This window comes from Marivirga sp. (genome assembly GCF_035704835.1).
Classification (GTDB): Bacteria; Bacteroidota; Bacteroidia; order Cytophagales; family Cyclobacteriaceae; genus Marivirga.
Genome location: NZ_DASSWQ010000062.1, coordinates 42831 through 61537 on the forward strand (window position 1 = coordinate 42831; position 18707 = coordinate 61537).

Consider the following 18707-nt stretch of genomic DNA (forward strand, 5'->3'; position numbering starts at 1 on the left):
TCTTGTTCAAAATATCGAAGAACCGAGCCTCTATCTATTTCAGTTACCAAATTTTTTAGCGAACCACAAAGATAAAATTTTATATGAGAAATTGAATGGATTTTTAATTTGCTTTAATACGATTTATATAAAATCTACATCTACATTAAGCGGGTATTTCATCAGATATTGTACGGCTTCTTCCATAGTAAGTCCTTCAAATAGCACTCTATGGAGTATTTCGGTTATAGGTGCTCTAACGTTGAAACTTTCTGAAATTTTTTTGGCAATCATAATAGTATTTACACCTTCTGCAACTTCCTGCATGTCAGCTAATATATTTTCTATGGTTTCACCTTCTGCCAATCTTCTTCCTACCGTGAAATTTCTACTTAAAGTGGAGTGGGAGGTAGCCATCAAATCGCCTATTCCAGCTAATCCTATAAAAGAACGAACATCTCCGCCTAATGCTTTACCTAAATAAATCATCTCTGCCATTCCTCTGCTAATCAACAACGATCGAGCATTTTCACCAAGTCCTAAACCTGTTAAGGCACCAGAAGCGATGGCAATAATATTTTTTAATACGCCACAAAGTTCAATTCCTATTAAATCAGGATTTCCATAAACTTGAAACCTATCACTTCGGAGCAATTGCTGTCCAATTTGGATAACTTCATTGAAAGGGCTGGCTACAACTGTTGCAGCTGGAAGTCCTTGGGCAATCTCTTTTGCTAAATTAGGGCCTGCAAGACAACCAATCCTTACCACCACGCTTTCATCCATAATAACCTCGCTCATGGTCTTGATATGATGCCTTTCAAGCAATTGCATATCTGCTAAGCTTTTTCCATTTGGTAGATTTAGGTTTAAGCCCTTTGTTCCATGTATTAGAATGTGATATGGATAAAGATACGGTGAAAGACTTTTCATCATTTCCCGAAAATTTGCTGATGGAACAACTGGGAAAATGATATCACAAGTATTAGCTAATTGTTCTAAATCATCAATCGCTTTTACATTTTTATGAATTGGATAGCTGTTCCATTCTCTTTTTTTGTTTATGTTCTCTAGTGCTTCAGGATTTCTGGCATAAAGAAGCACTTCCGAATTTTCAGCCAAAAGATTAGCTACTGAAAGTCCGAAACTACCCGCACCAACAACACCTATTGGCTTATCAAATGTGTTTTTCGAGCCCATATCCGTCTAATCTGTTTCTGTAAAAATATAGAAGATTCATATCCATGGTGGTTATATCACCTTCTTTTGTTTTAATCAATGGTCTTTTAGAATGATACATTCCTAAATTTAACAAGCCATGTTCAATGATATTATTAATGTTATCATCCATGTGTTCTGCCTGAGACATTCTACCTTCCTTAATCCTTTCCTCAATTTTATTTTTTATTCTCTGACAGGTAGTTTTGAATTCGCTAAAATTGATGATTAAGTCTTCTTCTGGTAATCGTAATAATGAGAATAAGTCCAGTTTTTTATTTTTCTTATTAATCATTTCAAAAGCAACGAAAGCAATTAAATGGCTGGAAAAAACCCTTGCGATTTTGCTGTATTGCTCCACAATTTTTTTAGAAAGCATCCGTGTGTATTCTGCTTCCCGTTGTTTGTTTACCGTAATTTTATCTTGGAAAACAAAATAATCCTTTGGTTCAATCTGCCTTCCTGTTGAATCGAAACTTCTTCCTTCTGCATCCACCTTGTTTCCTAGAATATCCATAGGTTCGCCAATGGAAACAGATATATCCGAGCCCTTTGTAAAGAATTTAAAGAGGAAAGTGACGATTTTATAAGAGGAAGAAAATTCATCATTTTCTACATAGTAGCGCTCTTGACCACGCTTTTCTAAATATTGGCGTATGAGGCTGGGCGCCTCTAGCACAAAGTGATAATTCAAACTTGCAGGAACTATAAATATTTTTTCAGACTCATGTCCATGTTCTTGGTAATTAGATCTTTGCGCTTCTATTGCAGTTCCTAATAGCCCTAATTTCAATTCTTTTTCCACTTTTCCATCTCTTGAGCGAGTACCCCCAGGAAAAAACAAACTTTGACATCCTTTTTTCAAAGCTAAAGCGGAATAGGATTTAAGGGTTTCCAGGTAAATCATATTCTTTTTCCGCCTATCTACTTTGTAGGCACCTAAGCTGTTCATGAAATAAGATATAACGCTGATATTGAAAAGGTTGAGCCCAGCACCATAAATAACTGGTGGCAAACCTAAGGTATAAATAACCCATCCAATCAAGATAGAATCAAGGTTGCTAGAATGGGTAGGTACCATTACCACCGTTCCTATTTTTGCTAATGCACGTAGTTTTTCAACCTCTCCATTAATTTGGATTTTATCATCTAGTGTGAGCTGATTACTCCAAAATCCACCTAATTTTTTTACCCGAGCAGCATTAAGTAACCTGTTAAATCCAAAAGTGATGACTCCCCGTGCAAATCGGTAGTGACTGGTGTTGAAATTCCCTGCAATTTCTTCAGCATAGCGCTCAATTATGCTAAGAAGAATTTTATTGGCTTTCTCTTCATCCTTAGCTTTTTGCTGGGAAATTTCCAATAATTCATCTTTTACTTTTCCCCAGAATTGATGTTCATCATCTGGGTCTACTTTCCAAGGAGTTTGTCTGATTCTAGCTTTTTCCTTGTATAGGGTAGTTTCTAATTCTTCTATTAAGGCCGTTTTATTTCTAGTATTACTTTTAATACGCCTATAAGCTTCTTCCACTACTTCTTTGAGAAATTCTTTTCTATTACGGCTTAATTGTACCACAGGCCATTCGCGTGGTCCTGGTAAAATTGGTTCGTATTTACGTTTGCTTCTGTAGCGCTTGAGCTTCATTTCAATTTATGATAAGGCTTGTTTTAAATCTTGAATTAAATCCTCTAAATCTTCCACTCCAACGCTTAATCGAATTAGTGAGTCGGAAAGTCCTATTTTATCGCGCTCGGCTTTTGGAATGCTGGCATGAGTCATAGTGGCCGGATGACCACTTAAGGATTCAACTCCGCCTAAAGATTCTGCTAAAGTGAATAATTCAAATTTCCTTAATATTTCAGTAGCTGCTGCTTTCGTATTTTCTTTTAAGGAGAAGGAAATCATTCCACCAAAATCATGCATTTGCCTGCTTGCAATTTCATGGTTAGGATGTGATTTAAAACCTGGCCATAATACTTTATCTACTTTTGGGTGTGTCTTTAAAAAATTTGCTACGCCTGAACCATTCTCGCAATGTCTTTGCATTCTGAGATGCAATGTTTTGATTCCTCTTAAAACTAAGAAACAGTCTTGCGGTCCTGGGACAGCCCCACTTGCCTTTTGAATAAATGCTAATTTCTCAGATAGATCTTTATTGTTTGTAGCTAATGCACCCATGATTACATCTGAATGTCCGGCTATGTACTTTGTTAAGGAATGCATCACCAAGTCAGCACCTAAATCCAATGGATTTTGTAAATAAGGAGTAGAAAAGGTGTTATCTACACAAAGTAGCACTTTATGTTTTTTTGCGATATCGGCAGCAGCTTTAATGTCGATGATATTCATCATGGGGTTAGTTGGGGTTTCCACCCAAATCAATTTGGTTTTTTCTGTCATATGCTTTTCGATATTCGAAGCCGTAGACATATCAATAAAATGAAAATGAATACCAAAATCCTGAAAAATCTTAGTGAAGATTCTGTAGGAACCTCCGTAAAGGTCGTTTGTGCTGATTACTTCATCTCCTGGTTTTAATGTTTTAATAACTGCATCTATAGCAGCTAATCCTGAAGCAAAGCAGTGACCATATTCAGCATTTTCTAAAGCTGCAATGCTGTTTTCCAACGCTTTACGGGTAGGGTTTTGAGAGCGGCTATATTCATATCCTTTGTGCTCTCCCGGTGCTGATTGAACGTATGTTGAGGTCTGATAAATAGGAGTCATAATGGCCCCAGTTGCTGAGTCGGGCTCAACACCAGCATGTATGGCTTTGGTGCCAAATCTGTATTTATTAGACTTACTCATAAGTATCTATTTTTAATTGATGCTTTAAAATTAGAATTTATTTTGGATTTGAAGGTGGGAAAAAGTTTTTCAACTTTTCAGTCACCTGGTTCTTTTCCTGGTATTCTGGAGATAACGAGGGCTGCCCAGGGAAGTTTTCCATATGCAAAGTTTGCGTAGGGAAAGCGAAATTGATTCCTAATTGTCTGGCTAATTTCATTATACTCAGTAAAATTTCTTCTTTATATTTTAATTCTTCACCCCAAGTCGGCACATCAAAGAAAATATAAAACATGATGTCTAAAGAATAGGCAGACATATTGTTGAAATAGATATTGTAGAATTCTTTCCAAGTTTTTGGATGCTCCTCCACTATATTTTTTAATCCTTCCGTGAAAGCTTCTATGAGGTGAGGAGGGGTATCATAGGTTATGGTAATCGTGGTAGAAAATCTTCTGTACTTCCTCAAGCCATGATTATCTACGGCCATATCGGCTAACTTGCCATTAGGTACGGTAATCAATGAATTTCGAAAAGTCCTGACTCTCGTAGAACGAAAGCCAACTTCTTCAACCGTTCCATCAATATCGCCTGCAGTCACCCAATCTCCAATTTGGAAGGGCTTGTCAAACAGAATCATTAATGAACCGAAGAAGTTTTTGATAGTATCTTGTGCCGCTAATGCAAATGCCAAACCACCAATGGAGATACCAGCAAGAAGAGCTGTAATATCGAACCTTAAATTGTTGAGGATGTAAAGGAAACCGATTATGATGACGAATATTTTCAATATCCTTTTGACAATTGGGACAATCTGGTCGTCCATGGTGGTTTCCGTTTGAGCTGCTTTTTTAAGCATATACTCACCCAAAATATCCACTAATTTATAAGCCATCATAGTGCCAAAAAGTGGTAATAATGCACTAAGTAATAATATAAAATAATGATTGAAAGTAATAGGTAATTGCAGAACAGGAATTAGAATAATTACTATAGCAACGATAATTAATAAACTAAAGGGTTTTGCGACTGGCATGATATAATTGGGCGCAATATTCCCGTATCCTTTATTTTTTAGTAATTGGTAGATTACTAAATCAAAAAACCAACTCAGTATTTTATGGATTAAAACACAGATTACAATCAGAATCAATATGCTGATATATTGCCAAGCATGTAGCCCTAAAAACTTTTGAGTGCCCATTTTGGGCAAAATGTTCATTAATTTATCTGTTCCAAAAGGATAAACTTGTTGGTGTAATTCTGGCGTTTTATTGATGGTTTTTTTGCTGAAATACCATTTTCCATCGCTTTTTACAAGATATATTTGAGGGAATTCAAATTCTGCTAAATAGTATCTTTGCTTATCGGTTGAATCAGCATAGTTCGGGTTTTCAGGAATTTCGTCAATATCTATTAATATACCTGCACCATCTAAAACTTGCTTTAGTTGCGTAATGATTAGTTTGGCATCTTTTCCTTTGATGTATTCAGGATTTAGCGTTTTTGCAGCAAGTTCAGGATGAAATTCATCTTCCTGTAAGTTTATTAAAAAAGTATTGACTGTGGCCTTTGGAGATGCCAGACTATTGGGTGGTAATGTGTTGACATCTTCTTTTTGGCTAAAAACACTATAGGTAAAAAATAGAAATAATATTAAAAAGTATCTCATTCTTAAATCTTAAATTTTAGAATACTGAAAGTGTTTTCATGGCACTTATACACATGAACTTCATTATCTTTATTGTAATAAATCATAGCAATTTCGTCTATGCTCTCTATCGGTTGTTGATTTATTAATTGACCTTCACTAGTGTAAAGATAAGTGAAAGCTTGTTTTTTATCCGTTACGGCAACGATTTCTTTATTTGGAGCCAGTTCGTAATACTGGATTTCCATTTCATCTTGATTGATATAATCCTTCTCGAACATCATTTCTCCGGTTGGTTTTAATAAACTCACTCTGCTTAAGTCTTGCCTGGCAAGGATGTAACTTCTTTCAGATGCATTCTTCACTATTTTAAACAATGTCTCTTTATTTGGCATATAAAGCTGTTGCTTTTCTTTAATCTGTCCTGTAAAGCTGATTTTAACTAAAGCTCCACCATTGGTAATAGTTACTAAATAACTGGTTTCGAAGCTGTTTCCAATTTCAAAGAACAAGTTGTTGGATAATCTATCATTTACATTAATTGGGAAGTTTGGCTTCATTTCTCCATTTCTGCTCATGACTTTTACAGTTCCATTTTCTTGAAGTACTACCATGAAATCCTTACTTCTAATTCTGATATGTTCAGGCATAGCGGCTATTTTATCTCGCATTTTTAATGGATCCCAATCTCCAAGCAAATCGCCATATTTGCTGGTCAAATATATATCGCCATTTTCTTTTGCAAGGAGCAAGCGGTAGGTTTTGCTTTTATCATAATCAATCACATTAAAATATTGATTTTCAATGTTTTCGTCACCATAAGATTTTGGAAAATACTCCAATGCAATTCCATTTCTATCCAAAAGATAAACTTTTTCAGTCGTGGCAAAGGCATATTGCAATTTGTTGTTTTGATAGTAATCCATTTGGAAAACATCACCAATGACTGGTGCTCCTAATGGTTCTGTCCAGATGATATCACCATTGGTTGAAATTAAATGAAGGTTGAAGGCTGAATCCTGCACTAAAGTTTCGAATAAGCCAGTGTTATGGTTTTTGACCACATAAGGCTTGCTGATGATTGGTACCTCTATTTCAACTTGCATCACCTCATCGAAATATTTCAATTCGTTATTTACTTTATTATCAGAATGCAAGATTTCTATATTGCTGTAATATCGATCATTTTCATGGCTAAATTGAATAGCCATCATATCAAAATTCTTAATTGGAAATTCGTTTTCTTTAAAATTATTTCTCCATTTATCATTCAAATTACTGAGAAGCATTGACCAAGCTTGCGGCAGGTTAATAAAGATATTCAAATTAGAATCTTGAAGGGTAGATTCTATAAACTGATTTTCTTTAATGGATTTACCCCAAGTATTTTCTGTTTCTATATCCAAGATTAACTCCTTTAATGATTGGATGTCATTGCTGATAATCATAACGTCATCAATAGAGGTAAAGAATGTATTTGAAAAGCCGCTAAAATTTTTGCCCAATAAGTAATAAGGAAAATCTTCAATTACCAATTCCCTTATTTCATTCTCTGCATAAAATTCGTAATATAAAGTATCTTGATTTAGTTGTGCTGCCTCTTCTGCCAACTTATTGAATTTATTCAAGCCTTCATTTTTATCATTCATTTTGATAAAAATGAGCTTTTTGTTTTCTGGTAAATTTTGATTGCTATTTAACACAACTTGGGCATTTTCACCGGCCATAAATTGGTAGAATTCCCTGAAATCAGTTTTGTACTGCTCAGCAATGAAGTTTCTTTTTTGTTCAAATTCGCTGTCCAGTTTATTCCAGAATCTAAATTTTTCATCCTGAAAAGCTTTTGCATCATCGAATCTCTCATGGAGGACAATAGCAGTTTTTGAAGGAAAATAATTTTCTAGGGTTACATCTCCCCCCTGTTGTTTGCTGTAAGTATTTAGATAACTAATTGAATCGTGAGGGAAGGTAAATCCATTCAGATATAAATCATCTCCATCCAAAAATAAATCCAAAAAGGCACCTTCAGAGAATTGAGATAGGATATTGAAAAGAGTTGATTGATTCGTATTTGTAAATGTTTTTACTATTTTATCAAGTCTATTGAAGTTGATGTAAATATTTCCTAAATCATCTTGAAAATTTGCGATTTTAAAGACTTCTTCAATGCTTTCTTTAAAATTGTCTTCATCTTTTTCCAAGTTTCTAATAACATCCTCCACTAGAACAGGGGAAAAGCTCCCTACGAAATTTCCTCTTAAGAGTACGTAGCTAAACCTTTTTTCAGAATTTTTACTTTTTAATTCGTAGATGGTGTTATTATTATAAACCCTTTCAGCTTTTTCGAAATCCTCAAATTTGGATTCAATTTTTTTGATAATTTCAATTTGCTCGGTGTTTTTCAAGGTCTGGTAGAATACAAAATCAAAATCATCATTAGCGATAATAGACATTCCTATCAGTAATTGATTGTTCCTGAAAACATCATCTAACATTCCGCTATTTCCTGACAAGCTGTCTAATGCTTTAAAATTTTCTTTTAAAGAAGAGAAATATTTAATGTTTTGAAGGTCCTGCCAAATTGGATTTTCTTGAATTCCATTCCAAGAGCTTACAAGGTTTTTATTTTCATAAACTAAAAAGGTGTTTTCGGGTACGAGGGACCAAGCATCTAAGCTTTTTTGTTTATCCCAATAGTAATAGATTCCGTATCCGCTTGCTAAAATTAATATGAACAGAAATAGTATGATGAAGATTCTTCTCAAAGGTATTTTGAATTTTTATGTTGCTATGCAAATATAGGATTATTAATAACTAAGGAGGCATTTTTACGGTAATTATATTGTAATGAATGAGTAGGCAATCTTATACTAAAATCACTTCAATCCCTTTAGCTTCTAAAGTATTGATAAATTGTTTAGAAGCACTTTTATTCGTAATGATTTGGTCTACATCATCTAAATCGCAAATTTTACCAAATCCCTTCTTGCCAAACTTGCTTGCATCAGCCAAAACGATCGTTTTCTGAACTGATTCAATCATTTTTGCATTCAAATGCGCTTCCATCATATTGGAAGTGGTGAACCCATGTTCTAAACTGATGCCATCCACGCTTAAGTACAATTTACTACAGGCAAAACTTTGCATCATTTCTTCCGCATAATGCCCTACCACGGAGGAACTACCTTTCCTTACGACTCCCCCAAGTTGTACGATTTCAATATCCTTACAGTCCAATAAAGCCATGGTAACATTCATGGCAGAAGTCAATACGGTTAGATTTGAATTTCTGGGAATAGCTTGAGCAAATGCCCCAACAGTGGTTCCTGAGCCAATAATAATGGCTTCATGCATTTTTAAGGATTTTACAGCAGCTTTAGCAATGGCTTGTTTTTCCTCAACATTCACCAATTCCTTTTCATCAACAGGTTTTTCGTTGACATAAGGCGAAACTAGAGTAGCACTCCCATGTGACCGGTAAAGCAAACCTTTATCCTCCAATAATTTTAAGTCTTTTCGGATGGTTACTTTAGTAACCTCCAGTGAATTACTTAATTCGCTCACACTAACAAAACCTTCTCGCTGAAGTTGGTCTAATATGAATTTATGTCTTTCTGCAATTGTCATATGATTCAAAAATATAATTAAAAGTCATGAAAAGAAACTAAAAGTAAATAAAAAGAAAGTAAAATTAACGATTATGCTTATTAAATATTTTTATATGTTTCTTTTAGTATTATATTTGAGCAAAACGAAACAAAATGGATAGAAAAGAAAACATAAAGCAAATTTCAGATACTGATAAAGTTTGGGATATTGCAGTGATAGGTGGAGGTTCTTCAGGGCTTGGTGTTGCTTTAGATGCTGTTTCCAGAGGATTGAGTGTTGCTTTGTTTGAAAAATCTGATTTTGCTAAAGGGACCAGTAGTAGAAGTACCAAGCTGGTGCACGGGGGAGTTCGGTATTTAGCGCAAGGAGATGTTTTCTTGGTTTTTGAAGCTTTAAAGGAAAGAGGAAGATTACTGAAAAATGCACCGCATCTGGCACATAATCAAGCTTTTGTAATTCCTATTTATACTTTTTTCGACCGATTGAAATATACAGTCGGTTTAAAAATGTATGACTGGATGGCGGGGAAATTAAGTTTAGGGAAATCCAGATTCATATCAAAAGCAAAAACCATCGAGCGTTTACCTACTATCAAGCAAGAAGGTTTGAAAGGGGGCGTGGTTTATCATGATGGTCAATTTGATGATGCCCGACTGGCTTTGAATATAGCACAGACCTGCGATGAAAAAGGTGTGGCTGTTTTGAATTACTTCAAAGTAAATGAGCTCAAAAAAGATGATAATGGAAAGATTACTGGGCTTTCAGTTAAGGATCAATTTTCAAAAAATAGTTATGATATTATAGCAAAAATGGTAGTGAATGCTACTGGTGTTTTTGCAGATAAAATTTTACAATTGGATAATCCTGGAGCTAAGAAAATGATTCGTCCAAGTCAGGGGATTCATTTGGTTTTAGACCGCTCATTCTTATCAGGAACTGACGCACTTATGATTCCTGAAACGAGCGATGGACGGGTTTTATTCGCAGTGCCTTGGCAAGATAAATTGGTTTTAGGAACTACTGATACCATGCGAAAGAAACCAAAATTGGAGCCTGCAGCATTACAAAAAGAAATTGATTTTGTATTAGCAACCGCTCAAGAGTACTTAACCAAAAAACCTCAGAGGAGTGATGTACTTTCTGTTTACGCTGGATTAAGACCACTCGCTGCACCACAAGATGAAAATGAAAAGACAAAGGAAATTTCCCGTAGTCATAAAGTCATTGTGTCTGATAGCAATTTGATAACGCTTACAGGTGGAAAGTGGACTACCTTCCGTAAAATGGGAGAGGACACGGTAGAGTATTTTACTCAAATAACGGGAGAAATGCTTCAAGAAAGTACCTCTGCAAATATTAAAATCCACGCTTATTCCAAAGAAGAGCCAATAGATTATTTAGGGATATACGGAGCTGACAGAAATGAAATTAAATCGTTGCAGAAAGAAAATCCTCAATGGAATGAAGCTTTGCACCCAAAATATCCATATACACAGGCAGAAGTAATTTTTGCATGTAGAAATGAAATGGCGATGAAGGTGGAGGATGTATTAGCCAGAAGAATGAGAATACTTTTCTTGGATGCCCAAGCAAGTATGGAAATGGCACCTAAAGTTGCAGAATTGATGGCAAAAGAAATGCTAAAAGATGAGGCCTGGATTGAAAAGCAATTGAAAGATTTTAATAAATTGGCAAAGCGATATTTGATTGAATCTTAGATGGGTTTATTAGTTAGTAGCTGGAAATATATTGATAAATTTTATATCGAAGTGGTTTTTGAATCTTTTGGAAAAAGAATTACGGGTTTCGTCAATAGGAACACCCCCCTTCGCCCCCCTCAAGGGGGGAGTCGCACGGAATGACATTTATTTTGTTATTTTTTCTTGGGTTAAAGAATTGATGAAAATTCTTGTTAATTGCTTAAATAAATCCGTGAAACTGTCCCCTTGAGGGGACTATAGGGGTGTAACTATAGGGAATTTCAATACATTTAAGTTAAAAAAAATTCCTTAACGAGTTTTTCGCTTTAGCGAAAAAACTTTTGTTTTCTTTTGAATCTTTTGTGGTTAAAAACGAATGATTGTTAATCTTTATCAACGCTAGCAAATTTCCACCACAAAAGAGACAATAGAACACAAAGGAAAATAACCAAGGTTATTTTTAGGACTGGTTTAAAAGAAGAGGCTTCATCTTAAATTGATAGTATAGAGAGGCTGGTATACCTTTGACTGAGAATTGAACTTTAAGAGAGATAACAAAAATTTCTCTTTGCGAAAACTTTGCGTCTCTGCGGCTTTGCGAGACATTTTTTGCGTCAAAGACGCCTGCGAACAAGTTTTGATATAGTAATTTGAGTAGATGAACACTATTATTTAATTAAATTTGAAAACTATGGAAAAACCTCAATATATTTTATCTCTCGACCAAGGAACCACCAGTTCACGAGCGATTTTATTTAATGAAAAAGCTGAAATAGTAGCAGTGGCCCAAAAGGAATTTGAACAGTTTTTTCCGCAATCAGGCTGGGTGGAACATGATGCTAATGAAATTTGGACTTCCCAAGCTTCTGTCGCCACTGAAACCATCACAAAAGCAAACATAACGCCTAATCAAATTGCTGGAATAGGTATAACCAATCAAAGAGAAACGACCATAGTTTGGGATAGAAAATCTGGAAAGCCTATCCATAAAGCTATTGTCTGGCAGGATAGACGAACTTCAAATTATTGCAATGAATTGAAAAAGAAAGGCTTATCCGATAAGCTCAATGATAAAACAGGCTTAATCATTGATGCCTATTTTTCTGCCACTAAGATTAAATGGATTTTGGATAATGTAGAAGGAGCAAGGGCAAAAGCTGAAAATGGAGAGTTGTGTTTCGGTACGGTAGACAGCTGGTTGGTTTATAAATTGACTTCAGGCAAACATCATTATACAGATATTACCAATGCCAGCCGAACCATGATTTTCAATATTCATGAGAAAAAATGGGATAAAGAATTGCTGGATTTATTTGAGATCCCTGAATCTATGTTGCCAGAAGTAAAGTCAAGCAGTGAAGTTTATTGCACTACCGCTGGCGATTTATTCTCGCACAAAATTCCAATTGCAGGAATCGCTGGTGACCAACAAGCTGCACTTTTCGGACAACTTTGCTCTGAAAAAGGAATGGCAAAAACTACCTATGGTACCGGTTGCTTTTTAGTGATGAACACAGGTGATGAACCCGTGAAATCCAAAAATAAATTATTGACTACCATTGCCTGGCAGATAGGAGATAAGGTACAATATGCTTTGGAAGGCAGTGTTTTCATAGGCGGAGCAGCCATTCAATGGTTAAGAGATGGATTAGAACTCTTCCGCAAAGCAAGTGAATCTGAAGCATTGGCCACTTCCTTGAAAGATAATGAAGGGGTTTATTTTGTCCCTGCTTTGACAGGATTAGGGGCGCCATACTGGAATCAGGATGCTAGGGGAGCATTTTTCGGAATCACGAGAGGAACTACTAAAGCCCATATGGCTCGCGCAGCATTAGAAGCCATAGCCTATCAAGTAAATGATGTATTAACAGCTATGGAAAAAGATGCTGGACATAAAACACAAGAAATGAGAGTAGACGGAGGAGCATCAGAAAATAATTTTCTCATGCAATTTCAATCTGATTTGGTGGATTGCACGATAACTCGACCAAAAATAACAGAGACAACTGCGGTTGGAGCTGCATTTTTAGCAGGTTTGGCAGTGGGCTATTGGAAAGATATAGATGCTTTGCAATCACTTTGGGAAGCTGAGCAATCCTATAATCCTGAAATGGATAAAGAGGAAGTGAAAAAATTATTGCATTTTTGGCACAAGGCTGTTGACCGCAGTCAGGATTGGTTAGAATCATAAGATCATATGAACTATTTTGTAGCAGAGTTTATAGGCACTTTTTTATTAATTTTAATTGGTTCGGGGGTTGTAGCCAATGTGGTTTTGCCCAAAACTAAAGGAGCGGGTTCTGGCTGGATGGTCATCACCACAGCCTGGGCTTTTGGAGTATTTATAGCAGTAGTAGTCGCTGGTCCTCACAGCGGTGCACATATCAATCCAGCTGTAAGTCTGGCCTTGGCCATAACTGGAGATTTCGCTTGGGATTTGTTATGGATTTATATTCCTGCGCAGATTTTGGGAGCAGCTTTTGGTTCTTTTTGTGCATGGCTGATTTATCAAAGACATTTTGAAGCTACTGATGATAAAGGTTTACTATTTGCGCCTTTTGCCACAGCTCCAGCCATTCGGGATGTAAAAACCAATTTTATTTCTGAGTTTATCGGGACATTTGTTCTCATTATAGTGATTCTATTTTCTACCCCACCGCAACTGATGGATATAAATGGCACGCCAATAGGTTTGGGGGATTTGGGAGCATTGCCCGTAGCTATTTTGGTATGGGGAATAGGCTTAGGATTGGGCGGAACAACAGGTTATGCCATAAATCCTGCTCGGGATTTAGGACCAAGAATAATGCATCAAATTTTACCCATCAAAGGCAAGGGAGAGAGCGATTGGGCATACAGTTGGATTCCAATTTTTGGGCCATTAAGCGGAGCAGCCTTTGCAGCTTTTATTTATATCGTATTGAATTAATTTAAATTCCTCCATGGAAAAGAAAATCACGCATTTCAAAACCTCAGATAATTTATCATTAGAAGTACAAAAATATATTCAATCAGATAATCCAAAGAAGATTATTTTGATAGTTCATGGACATGGAGAGCATGCTGGTAGATTTCAAAAAGTAGCTGAATATTTCAATGAAAAAGGAATCAATGTTTTTGCTTTGACTTTAAGAGGTCATGGAAATTCTGAAGGCAAGAAAGGACATGCATCTAGCATGGAGCAGCTTTTGACTGATATCGAATATTTTATCCGATTTGTTAGGGTAGATTATTTGAATGCTGATTTATATCTATATGGCCATAGTATGGGTGGAAATATAGTGCTGAATTATCTGGCGAAAGACCTGTCAAATGAAATTAAGGGAGGAATTGCCACTTCCCCTTGGATTAAATTGGCTTTTGCCCCACCTAAATGGAAAGTGAACCTAGGCAATTGGGTGGCAGATGTAATTCCAGGATTAATCCAGTCAACAGGACTAAAAGCAGAAGATATTTCAGGTATAAAAGAGGAGGTTGAGAAGTATAAAAACGACCCACTTGTTCACAGTAAAATTTCTGCAAAACTATTTACTTCCATTACAAAAGGAGGGGAATACCTAATACACAATATCCATAAATTTAAGCATCCCATTTTTTTAGCCCACGGACAGCAGGATAAAATCATTTCACATGATGCCACGGCTGATTTTGCCAAGGATAGCAACTTATTTACTTTCAAAAGCTATCCAAAATCAAAACACGAAATCCATCATGATGTGGATTTTAAGAATTTGATGGGGGATGTTTTGGAGTGGATGGATGATAATTAAATTCAATAGATTTTAAATCCTTTGCTAATGTGAAAAAGAGTAAATTTTCGCTTTAGCGAAAATCCTTTTGTTTTCCCTGCCTGCCGCAGGCAGGTTTTGTCTCTGTTCCCGATGAATACGGGACAAGTTGTGGTAAATATCGAAGTCAGCTTTTTTATTAACAGTTGCAAATTATAACCACAAAAGTAACAAAGAACACAAAGGAAAATAACCAAGGTTATTTTCAGGATTGATAAGACTTAGACTTCAAAGTTTAAATTAATAGCCTTAAGCCATTCCTGAAACTCAGGAAGAAATTTTCCCTACTCAGGAGGCCTAAAAACTACTCAGGAAGCATCTTTACCAAATCAGAAAATAGTTAAATAACTCAGGAAACAATAATATTCTGCAGGAAGTGCAGATAGTATTCAGGAAAGAATATTATTTGGTTATAGGTCATGAATCAGCATCCTAAAGCTAATTTCAAGCCTTAAAATCACTATGTTTTTCGATTAAGTATTATATTTTTAGGATGTAATTTAAAATTAATCTGCTACATTTATTCTTCAAGTTCATCAGCAACCAAAACCTATAATTATTTAATTTTTTGGTTAAAATGGACAATAAAACTGAAATAGTGATGATAGAATGGTCACTATATTTAGTATTTTTGGGATAGTGACAAGTTTTTTGTTGCACTTGAATTGTTATAAGCCATTAGGTTGATATGTATGCGTAGCCATAAAAATTAAAGATGTTTGATTTTAATAATCAAAATATTCGTGACTTTTTTCCAGATTTTGACGATGAGTTTCAACTCCTAGATAAGATAATGTTAGGTTCTGGGCTTTACGGCACAATACTAACTGATGCTTATGGAGAGTCTGATAAGGAAGAAATGTATTCATCTTTAAAAGTTATCTGTGGTATTTTTGACACGCACCCTTTCGATAAAAATGGTATTTATTGTTATTGGGATTACATATCAAGAGAAATCTTATATATTGGACTTAGTAAAAACCTTGTTTCCAGATTTAAGCAACATAATACCTTAAAGCCAAAAGCATCAAAGGGGAATAAAAGTATTAGGATTTCAGAACATTTTAAATACCATGAAAAAATAGGATTTTCAATCTTAGTACAACCTCCTATTAATCAAGAAACACCTAATTTGTTTGATAAAGATAAAGAGGTTAAGGTCATTGAAAGTTCTTTATTCCAATCTTTCATTGAGAAGTACGAGAGGCTTCCTATTTGGAATGAGATTGAAGGTTATAAAATGGGGAGGAATAAAAAGCTTGTTGATAGATATGGTGATATCTTAGAGATGCTCACCCTAAAAGAAAAAGGGTATCTTAATGGTAATTCAACAATTAGAGAAGTTGCTAGCTCAAAAGAATATCAAATGTATGAATGTGATTTAAACCTTATAAGAGCTAGAATGTATCAATGGAAAGAATCCTTTAGTAAGACACTTATGAAAGTTGTTAGTTTTAATAATTTTCTAATTGCTCAAGGTGATATTCGGGCTATTGAGTCTAACTTTAGATTGAAAAAGATGCTAGAAAGTGGATATAAAGAAAAAGAAATCAATGCCTTATAACAATATGTAGAAAAAATTGCCGGAAAGTGCGTTATTAAAGCTTGGTATCCCATATTAATTTCATCTCGGTTTGATAAGTTTGAGCTTCGAATTCGGCACCATTTCATAGATTAATCGTTAGATATTATGCTGAAGCAATTAATTCTAATTAAAATACTTATCCTCATTTGCTCAACAGGATTTTCTCAAAATCTGAGCGAATTTCTTAATAGCAGCGAAGATTTTAAAGATCATTTGGACTGGTCAAAGATTGAATCAAATATTACGGATTCGGAAATTCAGCATTTAAAGAATAAAACTCAATATTATAAGATTGGCTCTTTTACCGATGCTAAAAGTGACAGTGAACATCATTTCTGTGACCTTAATAAAGATGGATTAATTGACTTAGCACTAATTTATTTCAATGGCGTGGATTACGGACTTTCAATTTATCTTAATAATGGAGATAGTTTGATAAACAAAGAGAGAATAAACGGCAGGTTAAGCAATATCAAAAGTCTTGGAGATATAACTCAATTCAGTATAGTTACCCATTTAGAATCAAGTAGTCCAATACCTACTAAGTATAGCACTTTGTCATTTTTCCCGTTTTTTGGCGACTACAAAATGGTAAATAATGAAGTAATAACATATCATTACAACTTTAAATTTCCGAAGCAACAAGTTGCTAATTATACGATTAGAATTTTGAATCCAAAATATAGGTTAAGGTCTTCCCCTGTCATTCAAGAAGATAATGTAATAGCTGAATTGGAGGAAGGAAGCTTAGCTACAGTTTTTGCAGAAGCAGTAGATGAAACTGGTCGCACTTGGATTTTTGTTTCCGTTGACACGCCTTCAATAGAAGATGGTTATTTCCACACAGATGACAGAAATAGTAAAAGACCGAGTGAATGGAGAAGTTTAATGCATCTTGGTTGGATTAGTAAACGATATGTTGAAATAGTAAATAATTATTGAAATTGCTCCCGTTCCCGCCATGCTCCGTATGGTGTAGTATAATAATTCATCCAACCCAATTTGAGTCACACATCAAAGAAAAAACTAAAAGGATAATCAATCAAGAGGTACTAATATTAATTCTGGCGAAACCAATGCAGTTTATAATTTTAGATTGGTTTATGAAAAAAAACCTCAAGTCTTTGTTCAACTTGAGGTTTTTCAATTTTATTCTTCTGCAGTATCAATACCATGCAGTTTTCCAAGCTCGATATCGATATGCCATAAGCCCATGCCTTCCTCACCTATGATATCGAATATCTCCAAGGCTCTTCTTGAAATGGTTTCTTCTTCTCTTTGTTCGGTTACAAACCATTGCAAGAAATTGAAAGTGGTAAAGTCTTTAGTGCTAAAGCAATGGTCTACCAACTCATGAATTGATTTGGTTACCTTGATTTCATGTTCCAAAATCAGTTCGAAAACTTCCCTCAAACTGTTGAATTCATGTCTGATTTCGCTAATAGCAGGTTGTCTTGCATGTCCACCCGCTTCATTGATATAGCTAAATAATTTCAGCATATGACCTCGCTCTTCATCGGAATGGTCATACAAAAATTTTGCAGAGTTTACATAGCCTTTAGTTTCACACCAAGAAGCCATGGATAGGTAATAAGCAGAAGATTTTCCTTCCATTTCAATCTGCTCATTTAATTTCTTTTCTGTGGTTTCTGCTAATGATCTATTAGGTGTTATTAAATCCTTCATAATTGTCTATTTTTTTAATTATTGCAAGTAACACAATATTTCAGAAATAAGTTAATTCAAAATGTAATCTGAAATTGGATTTCCTCTAAATATGGATTCAGTATAAATAGGGTGCTCTTGATTAATTACTAAAAACTATCAAAATCAAATAATATTAGCTCGAAGAGGGTGGGAAGGAGGACAAACCTGCCTGCGCAGGCAGGAAGGCAAGGAAGGTGCTGAATTTAAGTGTGGTCTGCCAGCTGACGGGTTGTCGAGACTTTTCCAAAAGGAATGCCTATGGCGTTGTTTCTTTTTTGTCAAGTCCTCGCAGTCATTGAACTGATATTGCAACACCCCCCTTAGCCCCCCTCTAGGGGGGAGTCGCACGGAATCACACTTTATTCTTTGATTTGAATTAATGTATCACCTTATCATTTTTTTGCTTGATAATTGACGAAAAGTTATAAAACTTAAAATTCTCTAATAATTTAAATCTGTGAGGGCTATCCCCTTGAGGGGATTATAGGGGTGTTGCTCGAGAAATTTAAAGGTGTTGACTGGGAAAATAAAATCTAGTTATATAGTCGACCCTTAAAAACTATTTAATACATTGATTATCAATTATTTAATTAATAAAAAGCTTTGATTTTTTTGCAAGTTTTCGTATTTTTCTGACAGAAACCTTGCAAATATTGATGCATGAAACCCATTAAAAAAGCTC

At 35.2% G+C, this 18707-nt stretch carries 13 protein-coding genes; 6 read left to right on the plus strand and 7 right to left on the minus strand.

What is annotated here, in order from left to right:
• Window positions 1-123 precede the first annotated feature (123 nt).
• The 6 genes from VFM92_RS09680 to VFM92_RS09705 form a co-directional block, all read right to left on the minus strand.
• Window positions 124-1179, minus strand: coding sequence for an NAD(P)H-dependent glycerol-3-phosphate dehydrogenase (locus VFM92_RS09680; protein WP_325122014.1), 1056 nt, complete (start codon window positions 1177-1179; stop codon window positions 124-126).
• Window positions 1157-2842 carry a 1-acyl-sn-glycerol-3-phosphate acyltransferase gene (locus VFM92_RS09685; RefSeq protein ID WP_325122015.1) on the minus strand — a complete coding sequence of 562 codons (1686 nt, stop codon included), beginning with the start codon at window positions 2840-2842 and terminating at the stop codon, window positions 1157-1159. Before VFM92_RS09685 ends, VFM92_RS09680 begins: the two co-directional genes overlap by 23 nt.
• A gap of 6 nt (window positions 2843-2848) precedes the next feature.
• The gene (locus tag VFM92_RS09690) at window positions 2849-4006 is read right to left on the minus strand and encodes a cystathionine gamma-synthase (RefSeq protein ID WP_325122016.1); all 1158 of its coding nucleotides are present in this window, start codon (window positions 4004-4006) and stop codon (window positions 2849-2851) included.
• Window positions 4007-4043: 37 nt separating this feature from the next.
• Complete coding sequence (locus VFM92_RS09695; RefSeq protein WP_325122017.1) at window positions 4044-5657, minus strand: mechanosensitive ion channel family protein; 1614 nt, start codon at window positions 5655-5657, stop codon at window positions 4044-4046.
• 2 nt (window positions 5658-5659) lie between these two features.
• Window positions 5660-8401, minus strand: a complete 2742-nt coding sequence (locus tag VFM92_RS09700) for a hypothetical protein (RefSeq protein WP_325122018.1) — start codon at window positions 8399-8401, stop codon at window positions 5660-5662.
• Window positions 8402-8501: 100 nt separating this feature from the next.
• Window positions 8502-9263, minus strand: coding sequence for a DeoR/GlpR family DNA-binding transcription regulator (locus tag VFM92_RS09705; RefSeq protein ID WP_325122019.1), 762 nt, complete (start codon window positions 9261-9263; stop codon window positions 8502-8504).
• A gap of 134 nt (window positions 9264-9397) precedes the next feature.
• Between VFM92_RS09705 and VFM92_RS09710 the strand changes: the two genes are divergently transcribed.
• From VFM92_RS09710 to VFM92_RS09735, 6 genes are all read left to right on the plus strand, one after another.
• The gene (locus VFM92_RS09710; protein ID WP_325122020.1) at window positions 9398-10963 is read left to right on the plus strand and encodes a glycerol-3-phosphate dehydrogenase/oxidase; all 1566 of its coding nucleotides are present in this window, start codon (window positions 9398-9400) and stop codon (window positions 10961-10963) included.
• A gap of 673 nt (window positions 10964-11636) precedes the next feature.
• Window positions 11637-13136, plus strand: a complete 1500-nt coding sequence (gene glpK / locus VFM92_RS09715; RefSeq protein ID WP_325122021.1) for a glycerol kinase GlpK — start codon at window positions 11637-11639, stop codon at window positions 13134-13136.
• A gap of 6 nt (window positions 13137-13142) precedes the next feature.
• Window positions 13143-13874: an MIP/aquaporin family protein gene (locus tag VFM92_RS09720; protein ID WP_325122022.1), complete on the plus strand. Its 732-nt coding sequence runs from the start codon at window positions 13143-13145 to the stop codon at window positions 13872-13874.
• Between the two features lie 13 nt (window positions 13875-13887).
• Window positions 13888-14715 carry a lysophospholipase gene (locus VFM92_RS09725; RefSeq protein WP_325122023.1) on the plus strand — a complete coding sequence of 276 codons (828 nt, stop codon included), beginning with the start codon at window positions 13888-13890 and terminating at the stop codon, window positions 14713-14715.
• Between the two features lie 733 nt (window positions 14716-15448).
• Window positions 15449-16297 (plus strand): hypothetical protein, encoded by an 849-nt coding sequence (locus VFM92_RS09730; protein ID WP_325122024.1) that lies wholly within the window; start codon window positions 15449-15451, stop codon window positions 16295-16297.
• Between the two features lie 126 nt (window positions 16298-16423).
• Window positions 16424-17260, plus strand: a complete 837-nt coding sequence (locus VFM92_RS09735) for a hypothetical protein (protein ID WP_325122025.1) — start codon at window positions 16424-16426, stop codon at window positions 17258-17260.
• A 207-nt stretch (window positions 17261-17467) separates the two neighbouring features.
• On the opposite strand, the gene VFM92_RS09740 is transcribed toward VFM92_RS09735, so the two are convergent.
• Window positions 17468-18004: a ferritin gene (locus tag VFM92_RS09740; protein WP_325122026.1), complete on the minus strand. Its 537-nt coding sequence runs from the start codon at window positions 18002-18004 to the stop codon at window positions 17468-17470.
• Window positions 18005-18707: the final 703 nt, after the last annotated feature.